The following is a 19,982-nucleotide window of genomic DNA, read 5'->3' as shown; positions in this document are numbered from 1 at the left end:
GGGTAGCTCAGCCCCGTCATCTCCACGATTTGCATGATCTTGATGCCTTTTTTGTACAACCTCACGACTTGCTTGCGACGCTCGTGAAGTTGCTCCAGTGTTTGCTTTCTTGCGCTTTCTTTTTCCATCAAGCTTCGACACGAAAAATCGAAGAAAGTTCAGACTTTATGGGGCCTTATCTATAACTGAACATCGGTGGAAGCTCTTTTTCAGGATGCAGTGACTGATAAACAAAATCGGAAAATCTTTGCCGATCTGCTGAGCTTTCTAAGGCAATCATGTCATCAGCGTATCTGGCGATGAGTCCTAAAACAGGTTTTACGATTGAGTAATCGTCCGCAGTAGTTATCGCCACGCAGCGAGTCTCAGGAGATAGTGATTTACGCGCCTGGTCAAAAAGCACAGCTGTCAAACCAGCCTCCCCGCGCACAGACTTGTTCAAACGTTCAAGGCCTCTAAGGTCGATGGTCTCAATAACGTGAACAGCTCCATTTTTTAGTGCAAAGTCAGCGTATAAATCGTCCGCTACATCTACCGGATAGCCAGAAACCACCCGCCCTTTACTTAAATCCGTAAGGCGTGGCGAGTAGAGTTGTGCCTGCCGAAACCAAGATTTGAGTTGGCTTTGAAGTTTTGTCCTGGGTTTCGCTCTGGTGCTGCGATCAGCGCTCAAAACACGTAATGGAGTACTAACCAGTTGAGATATCAAGTCCAATGCAATCTGCTCAGCGACTTCAATTGAATCTGCAAAAATGTTGGAGGCTATCGGATCGCTTTTTATGGCGCCAAAACCACCAGACAGGAAGAACATTTGGTCTTCAAAAGTAGGCAAAGAATTAAGCGTTGCTTCAAGCTCTGTAACCCAATTTTCAAGAAGAATAGAATCAAGATTAGGGTTCAGCGCGCGTAACCGCCACGGTTCAACGCCGATGTAAATGCGGGGTCTCTTTGAAAAAAAAGCTACCAAACCGACATTGATTTGCTCGCCCCGAATCGCATCAGGGATGGCTCGTAACAAAACATACTTAAATGAGTTCATATCAGATGGATTCGTAGACTTTTTCGATACGTTGATGAAACTCGGTTGACTGCCACCAATCTACAAGACGACTTTTTACAGGCGGTGGCAACCACGCTGCTGGCATCTCATTTAACCAGTGGGAAATATTTGCTCGTTGAACATTTCTAAGAGAGTCAAGTGCGAATACTGCAAAAGGGCCATTCCAAATCTCGGTGCGCTTCAATACGTTAATCGTATTTCTGGTGTTGCAATTCGGTGAAATTGGAAAAGAGTCGTCTGGGAAACCTCTCACGAACAGCGCTCGCGAGTAGTCGATTGCTACTGGAACCCAAGAGTCTTGATAGTTCTTTCTAAATAGAAAATTGCCTCGATGTCGATCTTCGTTTCCAACAAAGACATCTAGGGCCAAGATTGCAGATATGGGATCGGCGCAATCTTTGAACATTTGCAACTGATCGCCAGTTCCTACTGCCTTTTGTCCCACCACGCCGCCTTCAAACCGCGACCCGAAAGCCAACTCCCCGTTGGGCTCTACTTCAATAATTGCTGAGTAAGGAACTGGCAGTCCGCATGCAGAAGCAAGTCGATAGCACAAAAACTCGGTAGCTGGCAGCAGGGGATGCTCAGTAACTGACTTGAGTGCATAAAAATGATGATCCAGCGTTCTCACAATCGTTTTCAGATCGGCCGTGGGAAATGGGGATGCAACTGACGCGGCCACTCTCAATGGCAGTAACGGGAGCTGCTCCGTTGCTTGCGCACTTGGGTTTATGGCAACAACTTTACTTTGCTGCGACTTATTGGGTGTGGCCATTTGGTTTCTTCTCTTGCCCATAGTCTACTGGACGGCTTTGGAAGATCCATGAGGAATTTCTTCGCTTCAAATCGCCAGCGGGTCCACGTCAATCGCCCAGCGGATCAGGCTCTTGAACTCTCCCTGCTGTCGCGTCTGGTGCAGCACCGGCTGCCAGGCGGCCAAGAAGCGTTGCAGTGCGGCGCGTGACGGGCTTTCGACCAGCATTTGTGCGCGCTCGATGTTGGCTACGCGCTGGATGGTCATGGGCACGGCCGGGTAGGGTGTGACGGCTTCGTGGCCGGGGAGTTGCTGTGACTGGGCCGCCTCGGCGGCCGCATTCAAAAAGCCCTGTGCCACCGCCTGCTCACGCGCTTCGGCGCGCACCAGCGCTGAAAAACCGAAAGGTGACATGCCGGCGGCTTCGCGTTCTTTCAGCTCCTGCGCCGCAAACGCCGGGTAATCGTGTTTTTTCAACGCGGCAAACAGCGGGTGCTGGGGGTGGAAGGTTTGCACCCACATCTCGCTGGTTTCGCCATGCGCTGCGTCGCGCCCGGCGCGGCCTGCGGCCTGCATCAACAGGCCAAACAGGCGCTCGGGCGCGCGGAAGTCGCTGGAGAACAGCGCCGCATCGGGGTTGATGGCTGCCACCAGGGTGATGTGCCGAAAGTCGTGGCCCTTGGCAATCATCTGGGTGCCGACCAGCACATCGACCTCGCCGGCATGCACGCTGGCCAGTTGCGCTTCGAGCGCACCCTTGAGCCGGGTGGTGTCGGCGTCGATGCGGGCGATGCGCAGGGGCTCACCGTCGGAACCGCGCACGCCGGCCAGCAGCTCGGTGATGTGTTCCTCCAGCCGTTCCGTGCCTTTGCCCACGGGCGAGATGTCGATGTTGCCGCAGCTTGGGCAGGCACGCGGCACGCGCTCGGTGAAACCGCAGTGGTGGCAGCGCAGCGTGCAGTCGATTTTGTGAAAGACGCGGTAGGCGCTGCAATGCGGGCACTCGCTTTTCCAGCCGCAGTCGTGGCAGGCCAGCACCGGCGCATAACCGCGCCGGTTCAAAAAGATCAGCGACTGCTCACCGCGCGCGATGCGCTGGCTGATGGCCTCCAGCAGCGGTGGCGCAATCGTGCTGTGTTTGGGCTGGTGGTTCATGTCGACCAGCCGGATGGCGGGCAGACTGCCTTGTTGCTCTGCGCCCCCTATCCGTTCGCTCATGGTCAGGCGCTGATAGCGGCCGACGACGGTGGCCTGCCAGCTTTCCAGCGAGGGCGTCGCAGACCCGAGCAGCACCCGGCAGGATATGGCCCCCACGCTTGTCGCTTCGCGTACTGCGCTGCCCCCCGGGGGGGCTAATTTTCCTAGGGGCGGCCCGTCGGAAAATTGCCCTCTGGCATGTTCATCTTTTGCAGCGCTCTCCAGCATGGCCCGGTACACCGCGAGATCACGCGCTGAATAACGCGCACCTTCCTGCTGTTTGTAGCTGGGGTCGTGCTCCTCGTCGACGACGATCAGGCGCAGATTAGGCAGTGACGCAAAAATCGCCATGCGTGTGCCCAGCACCAGCCGGGCCTGGCCGGCATGGGCTGCCAGCCAGCTCTTGAGCCGCTGCGCTGGCGTCAGGCCGCTGTGCAGCGCGACCACCTGCGCCTTGCCGAGGTGGGCGAAACGTTCCTCAAAACGCGCCTGCAACTGAGGCGTCAGGTTGATCTCGGGCACCATCACCAGCACCTGCGCGCTGGGGTCGTCCGCGAGCACTTTTGCGGCGGCACGCAGGTAGACCTCGGTCTTGCCGCTGCCGGTGGTACCAAACAGCAGGGCCGGCCGGGTATCTGCATCAAATTCGGCAATGGCCCTTTCCTGGTCTGGGCTGAGTGCTATTAAATCAGTAGTGTCCGGGGTGTCTGGTGGCGTCGCGACCGGGCGTTTGAGCCGGCGCGCGAGCTGCACTGTGCTCAGCTCGCGCAGTTGTGGGGGCAGGGCCGCCAGGGCGACTTCGCCGATGGAGCGCTGGTAGTAAGTGGCGGTAAATCCCACCAGCCGGCGCCAGGTCGAAGGCAGCGGCGCCAGGCCGCCAAGCGCGCCCAGCACAGCGCGGGCCTGCGCTGGCGGCAGATCGCCGCTGCCCGGCAACACCTCCCACACAACGCCCAGCACCTCGCGTTTGCCCAAGGGGACACGCACCAGCGTCCCCGGGGTTAGCGGCCACTCGCTGGCATAGGTCAGCGCTCCGGCCACCTTGCTGTGGGCCGGGGTCGCAACAACAATGCTGAGCCAGTGGGTCATGAAAAGCGGCGTTTCCAAATACGTAAAAAGTCGTAAGTACTAAGATACATTTTTGAAAAACGCCGTAAGTGCTTGATTTAAAACTACTTTGAACGTGATCCAGAGTTTCTGTGGATAACTTTGTTGATAGATTGCCCCGGCGCGCCCCCGGGCCTTGTAAATCAAGGCTTTTCTTAAATTGCCCGGAAAAAAAGCAATTTAAAGAAGCCTTATAAATCAAGCACTTAGCGGCGCTATGGGTTTGATAGCGCAACCACCGCTTCAGCGCGCCTCATGCGGCACCGCAACACGAATTTTGTGAATAAGTCTTGCCTCCAGAACCGGGTTTTGTGCTAAAAGGCGCTGAAAACGGTGCTCAGTGCGGTGTATCCGTCCGCATCCGCCGCGAATGGGCATGCACCGCACGCACCAGCACCTCCACGCTTTCAGGTGGCGTGTGCTGGCTGATGCCGTGCCCCAGGTTGAAGATGTGGGTGGGGCCGCTGCTGTGCATGTCGGCATGGGGCTGGCCGAAGCTGTCCAGCACGCTGCCCACTTCCTTTTCGATCTGCGCCGCGTTGGCAAACAGCACATTCGGGTCCAGGTTGCCCTGCAGCGCCATGCGCGCACCCACACGCTCCCGCGCCTGGCCGAGATTGACGGTCCAGTCCAGGCCCAGCACCTCGCAATCGAGTTTGGCCATTTGCTCCAGCCACAGGCCGCCGCCCTTGGTGAAGACCATGCGGGGGATGATGACGCCGTCATGCGAGCGTTTGAGCTGGCTCAGCACGCGCTGGGTATAGGCCAGGCTGAAGGTCTGAAAGGCCGCGTCGGCCAGCACACCGCCCCAGCTGTCAAAAATCATCACCGCCTGAGCGCCGCTTTCGATCTGGGCATTCAGGTAGGCGGCCACCGCATCGGCATTGATGGCCAGCATCTTGTGCATCAGGTCCGGGCGCTGGTACAGCATGGTTTTGACCAGGCGGTAGTCGTCCGATCCCGCGCCTTCGACCATGTAGCAGGCCAGTGTCCACGGGCTGCCCGAAAAGCCGATCAGTGGCACCCGGCCGTTCAAGGCTTTGCGGATGGAGGTGACGGCGTCAAAGACATAACGCAGCTTGTCCATGTCCGGCACTTCCAGCCTGGCCACCGCCGCTTCGTCACGCACCGGGGTGGCAAAACGCGGGCCTTCGCCCAGTGCAAAGCTCAGGCCCAGCCCCATGGCATCGGGCACCGTCAGGATGTCCGAAAACAGGATGGCGGCGTCCAGCGGGTAACGCTCAAGCGGCTGCAGCGTGACCTCGGTGGCGTAGTCGGGCGAGGTCGCCAGGCCCATGAAGCTGCCGGCCCTGGCGCGGCTGGCGCGGTATTCAGGCAAATAACGCCCGGCCTGGCGCATCAGCCAGACGGGGGTGTAGTCGGTGGCCTGGCGCAGGCAGGCGCGCAGAAAGTTGTCGTTTTGGAGGGGTGCAAACATGCTTCCATTGTCTCAGAGGCCGCGAATCTTTCTACCGCGCAACCCGATCTGATGCCTGCGGTGCTCACCATGTCCTTGCACGGCTCCGCTCCTCGGCGCGACCTCAACCCCATTGCTACAAAATCTTCACGACGCTTGAGGGGCGCCGAGTTAGCGCAGCGAGCGAAGTGGGGCTCCTATACGGTTTTGCATTCAATCATCCAGACAAGCGCCACTTTGTGGGGGGCGCTGGCCGACGGGGCACTCAGCGACGCGAATGTCCCCCGGCCTGCGGCCTCCTCCTTGATTTCGCTACGCTGAGCGCCCCACCGACCCTGTCCTGGCTTTGCCAGCCCGCAGGGGCAGCGAACCACACGAAGTGGGGAGCATGGGGGCCCTTTTTGAGGGGCTCTACCTGACCGGAAGGAACTGCAGGAACGAGGCCCCGGCCAGGTTTTGCACATAACTGATGACGGCCCTGCGGTACTTTTCAGTCAGCACTTCAGACAACAGGTCGAGCCGGCCGACCATTTTTCCGAACTCGCGCTCGAAGCTCAGGTTGCGCTCGCGCTCAGAGATTTCATCGGCCAGCAGCAGCGGCTGGCCGGCGCTGTTGCGCCGCGTGGCCAGCAGCCAGACCGCCGACTCGACATTACGCGCGGCGTTGTGGATGTGTTGCGCGTCCAGGCCATCGACCAGGTAGAAGGTGGTTTTGCCGTCGTGCGCAACGATCAGCATGTCGGCACTCGCATAGATGAAGGCGGCGACACGGTCTCCTTTGAACTCGGGGCTTAGCGCCAGCGACAGCGCGGCGATGTCGCGTTTGCCCTGCAGCTCGGGCCAGGGCGTGCGGCTGTCGATGGCGCTGCGCACGCGCTCGATGGCGGCCTCGCGGTTGACGCTGCTGGTTTTGCGCCACTCCGCCGGGTTGCGCCGGTACAGCTTGTCGATCAGGCGGTACAGGCTGTCGAGGTTGTCGCGCATGGCCAGCGTGGCCATGCGGTTCACATCCGATTGCGCGAGCTCGCTGGAGGTCAGGGGGGCCACACGCGTCTCGCCACGGTGAACGGCTGCAGGATCCATCGTTGAACATCCGCTCAGCAGCAAGGCCAGTGCGCAGGCGGGGTACAGCAGCAAAGGGAGCAAAAGCCGGCTTGGCAGGCGCATGCGGCGATGATCCCGAAGAAGGCAGCAGGCGCAAGCCAATGTGCCTGCAGGGGCCGCCACCCGGCATCGGCAGCGCTGGGTTAGGGTTTTGTGAGCAGCCCGCGCGACATCAGCACCCGGTGATCGCTCTTGATGCAATGGTCCTGCACCACCCGTTCCTGGCCGCAGGCTCCTCTAATTAGAGGATGGATTTATGTAACAAAATTCCTTAATATCCACGCGTTGTCTTTATAGCCCCTGTGTTGCCTAAACAGGGAAATCAGACTTTGAAAGGACGCAGCCGTGAGATGCCTGTTCGCCCTGGTCGGAATTTATTGTTTCCTCCCGCTTTTAGCCTGGGGTCAAGAGTGGTCTTATCAGACTATTGGGGACAACCGTCAACCGGCAAATCTTGGCACATTTCGCTTGAGCGAACCCAACCCAGGCCAATTCGTTGGGCGGATTCAGGCACCGAACCTGGATATCTGCTTTGGGTCAGAACTCAATGCGAAAGTTGATCGTACGTCCGAGCAGACGCTAGTCGTCCTCGAACCTTTGATGACAGGTTGCCAGCGCGTGAGGCTGGTCCTCAACAACGATGGCAGCGGCGGACGTCGCGAAGTCCAACAGACCGATGGAAGCTGGAAGTGGGACGAACGGGAGCGATTGCTCAAACGCCTGGCTTCGAGATGAAATGAAGAACCGAAAATCACTAGTAACCTTTTCGTAAATCGCTGATGTTAACCAAGGAAATATTTATGAACCATTCAAAACGTTTTTTTCTTTCTTGCGCATTGTTTGTGGCCACTGTAGGCACAGCCTTCGGGCAAGTGCAGCAAATCACAGAAAAAGATGTGGTGATTTATGAAAAATCTGAGAAAGCAGTTTTCTCAGACTGGGGCACTCCGGTTCTGGAAGAAACCACTGTCGAAAAGATGCCCAACGGGCACCTGCGCTACAAAACAAAAAGTGCGTTTCGCATCTTTGACCCGATTTCTTTTGCCAGCACAAGCAGCCTCGGACTTGAGGTGCTGTCGTACAACCTCAATGTGACGACAGACAAAACAACGCCTGAATTCACCATCGGCAAAAGCTGGAAGTTTGCTTTTGTTTCGCCTCCAAGCAAAGGAAGCCGGTGCCCCAACGACATTAGTTACGAATTCACTGTGACCCCCGTAAAAGAGGGCGTCTCCATGGTGACGATTGACGGCAAGGAAACCCAAGTCAAGACCTTGGAGATGGAGCAGGTAGGTACTTGGTCTGCACCTAGCTGTGGGCAAGGAAAAATATCTGTTTTAAGTACTTACTCGCCAGAACTGATGTTGGTTGTCAAATCAGAAACCAAAGGTCACAGCAAAAGTGCCCTGAAGGAAATACGCTCCGGCAAGTAAAACAGCTGAGACCTCGATGAACGTACGCAAGCAGGCAACGAAAGTCCCTTTTATTCATGGCGCTTCGAGAACATGCCGCATGGTGTTCTCTTCGCTGCGTCTCCTGTAACCTACTTGGTGCAAATCCGTGATGTGATCGCCCAAAATTCTGACAAGACAATACTCGTCCACTGCTGGGTGAACGCCAGAGCGTCAGCATTCGTGTATCTCAGTCGCCTCAAACAAGTAAGTGTTGACGAGAGCAGGGATTATGAGGTTCTTAGAAAGATATGGGCTCAAAACCGTGGTTATGAGTTGGAGAACGTGCCGCATTGGCGAGAGTTCTTGTCGTCGGCGAAGCGGCAGCTCTGATGCTGATCAGAAATACGGCCCAACAATCAGCGTTTATCCGCCGCGCCGTAAAGCCAGCACAAAGCGAAGACGTCAATCGCGGCAGATAAACCATGTTGGACTGAACCGCCTGTGCTGCGGTCGTGTTGCGATAGTTGCACTATAGGGGGTTTGATTCAACCGCCCTACCTCTATGGCAGATTATGATCCCGCCCAGCGCCATCGCGCCCGGCGCAACCCACAGCCCGCGCGGTGTTGGCCCTGGTTACTGCGCCAAACCAGACCGGCACCACGGTGAGACGGTGGCTCGCACTTTGACCCGCCAGCATGAGGCGCAGCACGGCCCCCCGCACATGGCACGGTGCGCATGTCTTGGGCCGTTTGTGCTTGAGGCTCACGGCGGCCCCCTGGCTTGGCCTGACATGGCCGTACCCGGCGCAGGTAGTTGTCGTTGCCCCGCCAAAGTCTGAACCACTTGCAAAGTTCTCCCTGCCTTGCAACACGGGCACCGCATCACCTCCAGCCTGACCACGCGCGCCATGAAGGCCTGGGCCGACTCTGCCGCTTCGCGGTTGGGTGGTGCCATCTGTAGCGCCAGCCTGGCTTGGGCCAGCTTGTCAGCCTTGCAGGCACTGGCCAGCACCCCGTAATGGCGGATGCGCTTGAGGCCTTGGGGCAGGATGTGCACAAGGAAGCGCCGAACAAACTCCGCGCCCCCCAATCGCACCCTGCGTTTGCCGCCCTGCGCATCTGCGCGCACCGTGAAAGCCACCTCCTCTGGGGTGACGGCCTTGATGCGTTCATTGCCAATGGCCGTACGGTGGGTGTAGCGGCTCAGGTACTCCAGCACCTGGACTGGGCCACCCAGCGGGGTCTTGGCATACACCACCCAATCATGGCGGTAGAGCGCGGTTTGTCGCTCGGCCCAGGAGAGCGCATCGCCCTGCGGGTCGCGCTCAATCAGCTGGCCCTGGTGAGCCTTGGAGAGTGCCGCCATGAACTTACCCCGAAACACCTTGGACAGCGCCTGCACCGGAAACAGGAAGTCGGGCTTTCTGGCCGGTGTGTGCCACTGGGCCTCTAGTCCAGCGCCTGCCAGTACGCCGCAGGCCATCACGGCATGGACGTGCAGGTGTAGCCGTAAATCCTGCGTCCAGGTGTGCAGCACCAGGCTCAAGGCCGGGGTGCCCGAGGCGATGCCCATCCAGCGCGGGTTGGCGGCAAACTCGGTCAGCGTTTGGGCCGTGCAGGCAAACAAGGTGTCGATGAGCCAGCGCGGATGCATCGCGTACAAACCATTGAGACTGTGCGGCAGCGTGAACACCAGGTGGGCGTAAGGCACGCTCAGGACGTCAGCCAGGCCGCCTTGCAGCCAGGCGTCCTTGGCCCTGGCGCCGCACTGCGGGCAATGCCGGTTGCGGCAGGAGTGGTACTGCCAGTGGCTGTGGCCGCAGGCCCCGCAGGCGAGTTGCTGGCCCCCCAGGGCGGCAGTGCGGCACGCGACGATGCCCCGCCAGGCCTTGGCCTGCGGGGTGGACAGGGTGCGTGTTGCCAGGTAGGCCGCGCCATGCTGGCGCAGCGCATCGGCCAAGGTGGCCATGAGCCCTTGGACGCAGGCGCGCTACAGCTTGGGCAAGCCTGCCAGGAGATCGAGTGGATCGATATCTTTGGGTGCTCGAAACTGTGGACTGATGAGGTGCAAGTAGCGACTGGTGGTGCTGATGTGGCCGTGACCGAGCAGGCGGCTGATGGTGTACAGGTCGACGCCGCCCTCCAGCAAGTGGGTGGCAAAGCAATGGCGCAGGGTGTGGGTGCCGCCAAGCTTGACGATGCCGGCGCAATGGCGGGCAGCCTGGTAGGCGCGTTGTACGGCTTCGATGTTCACGCAGGTGGTGCCGTTGGCGTTGGCAAACAGCCATCGACCCGAGGTGCGCTGCGGGGCATAGGTTTGGCTGTACTGGCGCAGCAGCGCCAATAGGCTGGGGCTGAGGATGCTGTAGCGGTCAGCGCCACCTTTACCGGCATTGACGCGAACGCACATGCGGTCTGGCGCGCTGTCGATGTCATCGACGCGCAAGGCGCAGGCCTCGGAGATGCGCAGACCCGTCGCATAGATGGTTTGAAGCGTAGTTCTGTAGACCGGGTGCGAACAGCAGGCAAACAAGCGTGCTATCTCTTCGCGCGCGAGCAGTTCGGGCTGCTTCTGCGGCACCTTGGCCATGGGCGGGCGCAGATGGGCAGCGTCGCTGGCGCGCCCCAGAACGGTTTCGAACAGGAAGCGGCTGCCACTGGCCGCTTGGTTGACGCTGCTGTAGGAGAGTTTGCGGTCTTTGACCAGGTGCAGCAGATAAGCTTCGACTTCAGCCGGGTTGAGCAAGTCAGGGCTTCGATGGTAGTGGCGCGCCAGCCGGGCAACGGCCTCGACATAGCAGTCTTTGGTTCGCTCAGCCAGACCGCGCACAGTCATGGCGTCGAGCATTCGTTGGCGTAACGGTGTCATGAGGTTTCTCCTTCAAAGCCGGGGAACATTCCCCAGCCTGAAGGCTTCACCTCAGCACCCAACTATGCAAGTCGTCCAGAAAACAAAACGCGGTGGCGTTCTTTGCAGACCAGCCACCGCGTCAGCGGTTTAGTTCAACAAGTTTTAACGGGACGTGCGACGGCATGCCAGTTAACTCAAACGTTGAGGGCATAAAAGCCGTCATATCCCAATTTTCAGATTCGCCCGTGCCGTGGCGACGAACACTGCGCCGGAGAATACCCTGAAAGAAGAGAACTTACAGTTTGGCCAGCTCTGCCCGGACATCCGCAACCGACAAAATCTCCGACAGCACCACTGGCGCGCGGCCGGGCTTGTAGATCACATACACCGGCACACCGCTGCGGCCCAATTGCGCCAGCGCGGCGGTCACCGCTGGATCGCGGCGCGTCCAGTCGGCGCGCAGCAGCACGACTTTTTTGGCGTCGATGTCCGCCAGCACCGCGCTGTCGGCCAGTGTGGTTGTCTTGTTGTACTGGCAAGTCACGCACCAGGCGGCGGTGAAGTCGACAAACACACTCTGGCCTTGCGCAGTGAGCTGCTCCACCCGGCCCGGCTCCCAGGCTTGCCAGCGCCCGGCCGACGAGGCGGCCACGCCGGCAGCGTCCAGCGGTTTGATGACATTTTGGCCGATAGCCCATAACCCGACTGCGCCGACAGCTATCGAAAACGTAGCAATCCAGACGCGCGTGCGCCCCGCCAGCGTCAGTGACCACACCACCAGCGCCATCAGCACCAGCAACGCGAGCAGGGCGCCAGCGCCGTCAATGCCGCTTTGCTGGCCCAGCACCCAGACCAGCCAGGCGACGGTGGCAAACATCGGGAAAGCCATCAGCCGCCGGAAGTTGACCATCCAGGGACCGGAGCGCGGCATGGCGCGCGCCACCGCCGGCACCGAACTGGCTACCAGGTAAGGCAAGGCCATGCCCAGACCGATAGCGGCAAAAACCGACAGCGCCTGCCAGGCCGGCAAGCCGAGCGCAAATCCCAGCGCGGCACCCATGAAAGGCGCGGTGCAGGGCGATGCAATGGCCGTGGCCAGCACGCCGGTCAAAAAGGAATCGGCTGTGGGGTGGCCGGCCTGCAGGCTGGCAACGCGGCTGGGCAAAATACTGCCAAACTCAAACAGACCAGCCAGGTTCAGACCAATCAGCGTGAACAGGGCCGCCAGCGCTGCCACCACGGCAGGGCTTTGCAGCTGGAAGCCCCAGCCCAGTTGCTCGCCTGCGGCACGCAGGCCCAGCAGCAGGGCGCCCAGGGCGATAAACGACAGCAGCACACCAGCGGTATAGGCCAGGCCGCCGACCAGGCGCGCCGACTGGCTTTTTTCCTGCGCAAAACCCACCACCTTGATGGCCAGCACCGGGAACACGCAGGGCATCAGGTTCAGTATCAAGCCCCCGAGCAAGGCCCCCAGCAGGGCTGCGATCAGGGTGACCGGCGCCGTGCCGCTGCCTGTGGGCGTAGCGCCCAGCGCAGCATTGGCCTGGAGCGCCGCCTGCAGGGCAGGCGGCACGCTGGCCACTGCCGCCACGGCGGGCCAAACGCCCTTGACCGGCGCTTCAATGCGGAAAGCCTGCTTCTCCAGCGCCACCACGACGGGCATCATGCGCGGGCTTTCGGTACGGTGCGCCGCCAGCGGCAACTGCGCGGTCCAGACATTGCCTTGCCAGGCTTGCTGCCATGCGCCAGCGGGCTCAATCACATCGCCGGTTTCGGGGAAGAAGTCCAGGGTCTTTCCCTGCAGGCTGGCCGGCAAACCGTGGAGCGCGACCTGAATCGTTTTGGGGCGAACCTCCACCTGGCTGGCGGTTGCCGCCAGCGGCTGGGGGCTGGCCGCAAAGGCGGCGGCAAACACGCCACTGCTGGAGCCGGTGGAGCTTTTGACGGGGATGCGCAGCGCAAACTCGCCTTCCTGCGGGATACATTCTTTTTTGCAGACCAGCCAGGCGGCCTTGAGCTTGATGTCGAGTTCGGTGGCCTGAAAACCAGGCGCCACCGTCAATGGCACTGGCAACAGCACCGCGCCCTCATAGCCGTAGTTGGCCAGGTTGCCGACGGGTATTTTTTTCGGCGTGGGCCAGGCGATCTCGCCGGCCGTCACGCCCGCAGGCAGCGTCCACTCCAGCACGGTGGGCAGGCCGGAGTCGCCCGAATTTTTCCAGTAGGTGTGCCATTCGGGGATATGCGCCAACTGCAGGCCCAGCCAGACTGGCTTGCCAGGGTCCACCCCCTCGGGCGCCCAGGCCAGCAGTTCGGCGGTAACCTGTTCGGTTTTGACCACGGCACTGACCGAGGCCTTGTTTGTGAAGCTGATTTGAGCTGAAGCCCCCGTCGTCAGTGCGCAGGCAGCTATTAAAAACAGAGCAGATAAAAAGCGGCGAAGGGGCATGGTCAGGGTGTGAGCGGGGCTGGCGTCTATAGTTCCTGCACTGGGGCTGAATTCAGGGCGCAAAACCCAGCACCACACGCCGCGTGGTGGCGCTTTTCTTCTCGATTTTGGTGACCACCACAGCGCCGATCTCGGCCGTGTTGGCCACATGTGTGCCGCCGCAGGGCTGCAAATCGATCATGGACGCAGCGTCCGCGCTGCCTATGCGCAAGGTACGGACATGGCCGCTGCCACGCGGCGGTTGCACGCTCATGCTTTTGACCAGGGCCGGGTTGCCGTCGAGTTCGGCGTCGGTGATGCTGCCCACGGTCACCGGAAGCGCCGCTGCCACCAGGCGGGCGATGCCTGCCGTCAACACATCCTTGTCCAGCGGGTCGGTCATGTTGAAGTCCAGGCGCGCGTAGTCGGACGTGATCGAGCAGCCATTGACCAGTTGCGGCACCAGGTGGCACAACAGGTGGGTGGTGGTGTGAAAACGCATGAGCCGGTGCCGGCGCACCCAGTCAATACGGGCTGTGACGGTGTCACCCACCTGCACGCCCGTTTGCAGCAACTGCGCCAGCATGGGTACTGCGGGATCAAGCAGGGCGGGTAGGTGGCAGATGGCCGCGGTGAACTGCCCGTCTTCGTTTTTGCCTTTGCGGGTATCGGCCACGGCAATCTCCCGTCCGTCGGCCAGCACCAGCACCCCGGTGTCGCCGGCCTGGCCCCCGCCCATCGGGTAAAACACAGTGCGGTCCAGCACGGTGCCTTGCTCGCTGATGGCGGTGACCGTGGCAGTGCATTCGGTCAGGTAAGCGTCGTCGCGAAACAGGGTTTGGGTCATGGTTTGATAATACCGGGATGAAACGCGCCCTGCCTTCGCCCCTGATCCCTGTGCCTGACGGCAGCGGGGGCGTTGTGCTGGCCACGCTCAACGCCAAATACATCCACGCCTCGCTGGGTCTGCGCTGCCTGCTGGCCAACATGGACCAACACGGCGGCGCCGGGTTGCGCGCGCAGACGCGGCTGTGTGAGTTTGTCATTGGCCAGCCCGCCACACGTATCGTCGAAGACCTGCTGGCGCTGGATCCCGAGGTGATCGGCCTGGGCGTTTACATCTGGAACGTGGTCGAGACCACGCAGGTGGTGCGCCTGCTCAAGACGCTGCGGCCCGACATCAAAATTGTGCTGGGCGGACCCGAGGTCAGCCATGAGGTGGAGCAACAGGAGATTTGCCGTCTGGCCGACCATGTGGTGACCGGCTGGGGCGATGTGAGCTTCCCCAAGCTGTGCCGCGCGCTGCTTAAATGGCCAGGGGGCGGTCCGCAGCCGCTGATGAAGGTGATCGTCGGCGAACAACCCGCGTTGGACCAACTGGCGCTGCCCTATGAGGAATACACCAGCGAAGACCTGGCCCAGCGGCTGCTGTATGTGGAAGCGTCGCGCGGCTGCCCGTTCAAATGCGAGTTCTGCCTGAGTTCGCTTGACAAGACCGCTTGGGCCTTTGAACTGGACGGCTTCATGGCCGAGATGGACGCGTTGTACCGGCGCGGTGCGCGCAACTTCAAGTTTGTGGACCGCACCTTCAATCTGAAGATCGACAACTCGGTGCGCATCCTGCAGTTTTTCCTGGACCGCATCGCCGAAGCGCCCGATGTGTTTGTGCATTTCGAGGTGGTGCCCGACAGCCTGCCAGACCGGCTGAAAGAGCTGATCGCGCAGTTCCCGGACGGTGCGCTGCAGTTCGAGGTCGGTATCCAGAGCTTCAACCCCGAGGTGCAGCAGCGTATTTCGCGCAAGCAGGACAACGGGAAAACCGCTGACAACCTGCGCTGGCTGGTCACGCAAAGCCGCGCTCACGTCCATGCCGACCTGATTTTCGGCCTGCCCGGCGAGACGCTGGCCAGTTTTGCCGAAGGTTTTGACCGCCTGCATGGCTTGGGTCCGCACGAGATCCAGTTCGGTGTGCTCAAACGCCTGCGCGGCACGCCGATCACCCGGCACACGGCGGCGTTCGCCATGGCCTACGACCCGCAAACACCGTACACCATCCTGCAAAACTCGACGGTCGATTTTGCGACCATGCAGCGCGTGAAGCGTTTTGCGCGCTATTGGGAAATGGTCGCCAATTCGGGGCGTTTTTCGCAGGGCCTGCATTTGTTGTTGGCGCCGGGGTCTGCCTTCGGGCATTTCCTCGCCTTCAGCGACTGGCTCTGGCAAACCACAGGCAAGACGCACGAGTTCGCGCTCGAAAAACTGGTGGACTTGTTGTTTGCGCACCTGACTCAGGCGCGCTTGCTCGATCCACAGCTTGTAAGCGCGGCGCTGCTGGGGGACTACCGGGCCAGTGGTGCGCGGGGTCGGCCGCAATGTCTGGCCGCCTTGTTGACGGAGGCTGACCAGCGCGGTCAGACGGGCAGAGGCAAGCGCGGCGCGGACCGGCAGACGCGGCATCTGGCACAGCAGCAGGGTTTGCGGGTGGAGATGCAGAAGGCAGCGGCGGCGGCTTAGCTTCCTGCGACCTGCTACCTTTTACCTGCTCGTCGTTAGCGGCGTTACGCTGCGCCTGCGGTGTGCATCGGACAGCAGGAGCGACTCCCCACTCCCAACCCCCCGCCCTTCCCTCGCCCCGCTGGGCGATGGAAGGGAGCCGCATTTGGCCGCGTGCGCTGCGCTCGCGTGCACACATGACCGCCACTTGGGATTGGCAGTGCGTGGGCGAAGCGCGCACACCTGCTGTCATTCCGGCGAAGGCCGGAATCCATCCCCGATCCCGACTCCGCACCCACTCCCCCACCCGTCGGGCTGGGCCGAGGAGCACAGCCGAAAACGGATCAGGGCGAGCGATTGTCTGAGCCGAAGGCGAGTTCGAGCTCGACCCCGTTTTTGGCGAGCACCGCAGGTTGCCCCGAAGCGCAGCGCAGGGGACCCAGACCATCGGGTCGCTTTTTTCTTTGCTTACTTTCTTTTTGGCGACGCAAAAAGAAAGTGAGTTGCCGCCGGGCAACCCCCGGCAAGCTGGCAGCCCGCCCGAGCTGGAGGCACCCAACGCAGCAGAACCCGAATTGGCCCCAAAATACGCCCATGAATCCCAACCCCGCAGCAACCCATTTCTGGGCCGACCTCAAAAGCCCGGACTTTGCCGCTCTTGATGCGGCGGCCACCATCGCGGTGCTGCCGGTTGCCGCCATCGAGCAGCATGGCCCGCACCTGCCGCTCAGTGTGGACACTGATCTGGTCAACGGCGTGATCGCCCACTGTCTGCCGCACCTGGCAGGCGCGCCAGTGCTGTTTTTGCCCACACAAACCGTGGGCCGCAGCATCGAACACATCGCTTTTCCCGGCACCTTGACCTTGGGGGCGGCCACGCTGATCCAGAGCTGGGTCGACCTGGGCGAATGTGTGGCGCGCAGCGGCATCCAGAAACTGGTGTTCCTCAATGCCCATGGCGGCAATGTCTCGACACTGGACATTGTCGGACGCGAGTTGCGCGCGCGTTTTGGTCTGACGGTGTTCACGGTCAACACCTTCAGCCTGCCCATGCCGGCCGAGGTCAAACAGCTGTTTGGCCCTGACGAGGAGCGGTTCGGCGTGCATGGCGGCGATGTGGAAACCTCGATGATGCTGGCCCTGCACCCGCGCAAGGTGGACATGGCGCAGGCGCAAAACTTTCATTCGAGCAGCCAGGACCGCGCGCGCCAGCACGCCATCCTTGGCAATGGCAGCAGCGCCAAACTGGCCTGGGCCGCGCAGGACCTGAACCTGCTTGGGGCTGCGGGCAATGCGGCGGCGGCCACCGCCGAAAAAGGCCAGGCGGTGTTGCAGGCCAGCGGCCGGGCCCTGGCTCAGTTGCTGCAAGAGCTCAGGGCGCTCGCGCCGCTGGCCTGACGCAGCACTGGCACCCCTGACAAAATCTGGCGGGATCGGCTGACACAGCACCGCAGTGCGGTGGGTGAACAATCGCGACAATGGGCAGCAACTGTGCCTCCCAACAAGTTTTGAACAAGGATCGACCATGCGAGCTCTGAAACCGACCGTTCCCCTCTTGCGTCTGGCCCGGCTGCCGCTGTGCGTAATGTTGGCAGCTGGCCTCGCGGCCTGTGGCGACACCTCCAAGGTGCCCGCCGGTGCCGACGTGGGGGCCACGCCCACCCTGGCCGCGCCGGTCAAGTCGCTGATCCCCACAGTAAACATTGCCCCGGCCCAGGGCTGGCCCGAAGGCGTGATGCCGCAGCCGGCGGCCGGTATGACAGTCACCGCGCTGGCTACCGGGCTGGACCATCCGCGCTGGGTGTACACGCTGCCCAATGGCGACGTGCTGGTGGCCGAAAGCAACAAGCCGCCCCGGCCCGACGCCGGCTTCAGCATCAAGGGATGGATCACGGGTGTGGTGATGAAGCGCGCCGGCGCGGGCGTGCCCAGCGCCAACCGCATCACGTTGCTGCGCGACGTGGATGGTGACGGCAAGGCCGAAATTCGGACCGTGTTCATGCAGGGACTGACGTCGCCCTTCGGCATGGCGCTGGTTGGCAAGGAGTTGTTCATCGCCAATGCTGATGCCCTGGTCAAGGTGCCTTATGAAGACGGCCAGACCACCATCAGCGCGACCCCGGTCAAAGTGGTGGACCTGCCGGCCGGCATCAACCACCACTGGACCAAAAACGTGATTGCCAGCCGCGACGGCAGCAAGTTGTATGTCACGGTGGGCTCGAACAGCAACGTCGGCGAAAACGGTATGGCCGTTGAGGTTGATCGCGCGGCGATCCACGAGGTTGATCCCAAGGCCGGCACGCGGCGCCTGTTTGCGTCGGGTCTGCGCAATCCCAACGGCATGGGCTGGGCCGCCGACGGCACGCTCTGGACCGTGGTCAACGAGCGCGACGAGATCGGCAGCGACCTGGTGCCCGACTACCTGACCTCGGTGAAGGACGGCGCGTTTTACGGCTGGCCCTACAGCTATTACGGCCAGAATGTCGATGTGCGCGTCACGCCGCCGCGGCCCGATCTGGTGGCCAAGGCGATTGCACCCGACTACGCGCTGGGCTCACACGTCGCACCGCTGGGCATGGCGTTTGCAGAGGGCAACAGCTTGCCACCGTCGCTGGCCAGCGGCGTATTTGTTGGCCTGCATGGCTCCTGGAACCGAAAGCCGCTGAGTGGCTACACGGTGGTGTTTGTGCCTTTCGCGGGCAGCAAACCGTCGGGCAAACCCATTGATGTGTTGACCGGCTTTCTCAGCCCGGACGGCAAGGCCTACGGCCGGCCGGTCGGCGTGGCCATGGACGAACGCGGCGCGTTGCTGGTGGCCGACGATGTGGGCAATGTGATCTGGCGTGTGGCTGGAACGCCTGCTCGCTAGCTGCAGCGCTGGGCGTCGGCTCGCGCTTCATGCAAAAAGTCGGTCCAGCCCTTATCGGATGGACGCGATCAGCTATCAAAGTTATAGCAACGGGGCGCCAGCAACTAGGAGTAGGTGATCCAGCTCGCGTGTTCGGGCGCGTCCAGGTGTGGCAAGGTGTTGTAGGTCACCAGCATGTGGCGCTTGGGCGTGAAGGCGAACTCGGTCAGCGAGCAGTTGCGGATGCGCAGGTTCAGCTCGATGGTGGCCTCGGGGCTGGTGCCCAGCACATGGCCCACGGCGGTAGAGATCGGCCCCCCGCTGGAGACCAGCAACACGTTGCCGGTGTGCTGGCTGCGGATGTGGTCCAGCACGCCGGTGATGCCGGCCACGAAGTCGGTGTAGCTCGGCATGCCTTTGGGGCTCACCACCCCGGCCATCCATTGCGCCAGGCCGTCCTTGAGCAGTCGAAAGTGGCTCCGGTACATCTCGGGTGAGGTCGGCTTTTCGAGCTTGTGCGGGTGGATCGCGCCGATAACGGCTTCGCTGTCGTATTCATTGAGGCCGCTTTTGGCCGCAGCTTGCATGGTCGTTTCCATACCCTCGCAGATGCCCGCAAAGGTCTTGAGCTGGCGCTGCAGCGTGCCGGTGAAGGCCGCCTCGAAGCTGACGCCCTTGTACTTGAAGTACTCCCCGAGGCGCACACTTTGCCGGTAGCCCATGTCGCTGAGCACGTCATAGTCGTCGGCGCCAAACGAGGCCTGGCCGTGGCGCACGAGGTAGAGGGTTCCCATGTGCAAATTGTGGTGGCGCGGTGCAGGCAGCGGAGTCCCGCGCGTGACGGGTCAGGCCTTCAGTAGCACCTTGGCGACAACGGCGCTGTCCACATTACCGCCGCACAGCGTGGTGCCCACAAACGGCTGAACCCCAGGATCTCGAAGGGGAACTGAGCCAACATCTGTTCGATGACGGGCAGCAGGTGGACCTCGGAGATGGTGCGCACGCTGGACACCACCTGCCACTGCGTCACGCAGTCCACCGCGTTGATGTGGTACAGCCCCTTGGTGCCGTCCAGGGTAGTACGGCCAGCGCACGGTTTGCGAAGCTACGCACAGCGCAAACCCATATAGACTGGCGCTTGCGGCGTAGTGCTGTACAAAACAACAGCTATAGTGGCGGTGCCGGTCCTGACCAGACTTGCGCAGCCCGATGCAAGGCCCGCCCCACCGATCACCGCAGCGTTTTCACCAGCACCCGCGTGGGCACCAGCATGCCCCGCTGCACGCCCAGGCTGCCCAACCTGCTGCGGCCACTAAACCCACCAAGCCC

The 19,982-nt window shown here is 61.3% G+C and carries 15 protein-coding genes; 4 read left to right on the top strand and 11 right to left on the bottom strand.

Annotated elements, in window-relative coordinates:
• The 6 genes from ACESMT_RS03545 to ACESMT_RS03520 form a co-directional block, all read right to left on the bottom strand.
• A partial coding sequence (locus ACESMT_RS03545; protein ID WP_372825075.1) for a helix-turn-helix domain-containing protein occupies positions 1 to 128 on the bottom strand: 128 nt, incomplete at its 3' end.
• Between the two features lie 47 nt (positions 129 to 175).
• Positions 176 to 1,039, bottom strand: coding sequence for a DUF3037 domain-containing protein (locus ACESMT_RS03540; protein ID WP_372825197.1), 864 nt, complete (start codon positions 1,037 to 1,039; stop codon positions 176 to 178).
• 1 nt (position 1,040) lies between these two features.
• On the bottom strand, positions 1,041 to 1,835 hold the full coding sequence (locus ACESMT_RS03535; protein ID WP_372825196.1) for a hypothetical protein: 795 nt from the start codon (positions 1,833 to 1,835) through the stop codon (positions 1,041 to 1,043).
• Between the two features lie 66 nt (positions 1,836 to 1,901).
• Entirely contained in the window at positions 1,902 to 4,100 is a 2,199-nt protein-coding gene (gene priA / locus ACESMT_RS03530; protein WP_372825195.1) for a primosomal protein N', read from the bottom strand.
• A gap of 355 nt (positions 4,101 to 4,455) precedes the next feature.
• A complete protein-coding gene (gene hemE / locus ACESMT_RS03525) occupies positions 4,456 to 5,556 on the bottom strand; it encodes a uroporphyrinogen decarboxylase (protein ID WP_372825194.1) in 1,101 nt (366 codons plus the stop codon).
• Between the two features lie 390 nt (positions 5,557 to 5,946).
• Positions 5,947 to 6,702 carry a hypothetical protein gene (locus ACESMT_RS03520; protein WP_372825193.1) on the bottom strand — a complete coding sequence of 252 codons (756 nt, stop codon included), beginning with the start codon at positions 6,700 to 6,702 and terminating at the stop codon, positions 5,947 to 5,949.
• Between the two features lie 737 nt (positions 6,703 to 7,439).
• On the opposite strand from ACESMT_RS03520, the gene ACESMT_RS03515 reads away from it, so the two are divergent.
• Entirely contained in the window at positions 7,440 to 8,072 is a 633-nt protein-coding gene (locus ACESMT_RS03515) for a hypothetical protein (RefSeq protein WP_372825192.1), read from the top strand.
• Positions 8,073 to 8,796: 724 nt separating this feature from the next.
• On the opposite strand, the gene ACESMT_RS03510 is transcribed toward ACESMT_RS03515, so the two are convergent.
• The 4 genes from ACESMT_RS03510 to ACESMT_RS03495 all read right to left on the bottom strand — a co-directional run bounded on the left by ACESMT_RS03510 (position 8,797) and on the right by ACESMT_RS03495 (position 14,159).
• Positions 8,797 to 10,002 (bottom strand): IS91 family transposase, encoded by a 1,206-nt coding sequence (locus ACESMT_RS03510; RefSeq protein ID WP_372825191.1) that lies wholly within the window; start codon positions 10,000 to 10,002, stop codon positions 8,797 to 8,799.
• 21 nt (positions 10,003 to 10,023) lie between these two features.
• On the bottom strand, positions 10,024 to 10,902 hold the full coding sequence (locus tag ACESMT_RS03505; protein ID WP_372825190.1) for a tyrosine-type recombinase/integrase: 879 nt from the start codon (positions 10,900 to 10,902) through the stop codon (positions 10,024 to 10,026).
• A gap of 277 nt (positions 10,903 to 11,179) precedes the next feature.
• The gene (locus ACESMT_RS03500; RefSeq protein WP_372825189.1) at positions 11,180 to 13,333 is read right to left on the bottom strand and encodes a protein-disulfide reductase DsbD family protein; all 2,154 of its coding nucleotides are present in this window, start codon (positions 13,331 to 13,333) and stop codon (positions 11,180 to 11,182) included.
• 52 nt (positions 13,334 to 13,385) lie between these two features.
• On the bottom strand, positions 13,386 to 14,159 hold the full coding sequence (locus ACESMT_RS03495; protein WP_372825188.1) for an alanyl-tRNA editing protein: 774 nt from the start codon (positions 14,157 to 14,159) through the stop codon (positions 13,386 to 13,388).
• 17 nt (positions 14,160 to 14,176) lie between these two features.
• Between ACESMT_RS03495 and ACESMT_RS03490 the strand changes: the two genes are divergently transcribed.
• The 3 genes from ACESMT_RS03490 (at position 14,177) to ACESMT_RS03480 (ending at position 18,674) form a co-directional block, all read left to right on the top strand.
• The gene (locus ACESMT_RS03490) at positions 14,177 to 15,826 is read left to right on the top strand and encodes a radical SAM protein (RefSeq protein WP_372825187.1); all 1,650 of its coding nucleotides are present in this window, start codon (positions 14,177 to 14,179) and stop codon (positions 15,824 to 15,826) included.
• 573 nt (positions 15,827 to 16,399) lie between these two features.
• Positions 16,400 to 17,203, top strand: a complete 804-nt coding sequence (locus ACESMT_RS03485) for a creatininase family protein (protein ID WP_372825186.1) — start codon at positions 16,400 to 16,402, stop codon at positions 17,201 to 17,203.
• 127 nt (positions 17,204 to 17,330) lie between these two features.
• Positions 17,331 to 18,674, top strand: a complete 1,344-nt coding sequence (locus tag ACESMT_RS03480) for a sorbosone dehydrogenase family protein (protein WP_372825185.1) — start codon at positions 17,331 to 17,333, stop codon at positions 18,672 to 18,674.
• A gap of 104 nt (positions 18,675 to 18,778) precedes the next feature.
• Here the strand turns inward: ACESMT_RS03480 and ACESMT_RS03475 are convergent, their stop codons facing one another.
• Positions 18,779 to 19,447 (bottom strand): histidine phosphatase family protein, encoded by a 669-nt coding sequence (locus ACESMT_RS03475; protein ID WP_372825184.1) that lies wholly within the window; start codon positions 19,445 to 19,447, stop codon positions 18,779 to 18,781.
• Positions 19,448 to 19,982 lie beyond the last annotated feature (535 nt).

This window comes from Polaromonas sp. (assembly GCF_041689105.1).
In the GTDB taxonomy this organism is placed as follows: domain Bacteria; phylum Pseudomonadota; class Gammaproteobacteria; order Burkholderiales; family Burkholderiaceae_C; genus Polaromonas.
The sequence above is the reverse complement of the archived record's forward strand: the minus strand, read 5'-3'. Positions and strand labels throughout refer to the sequence as shown.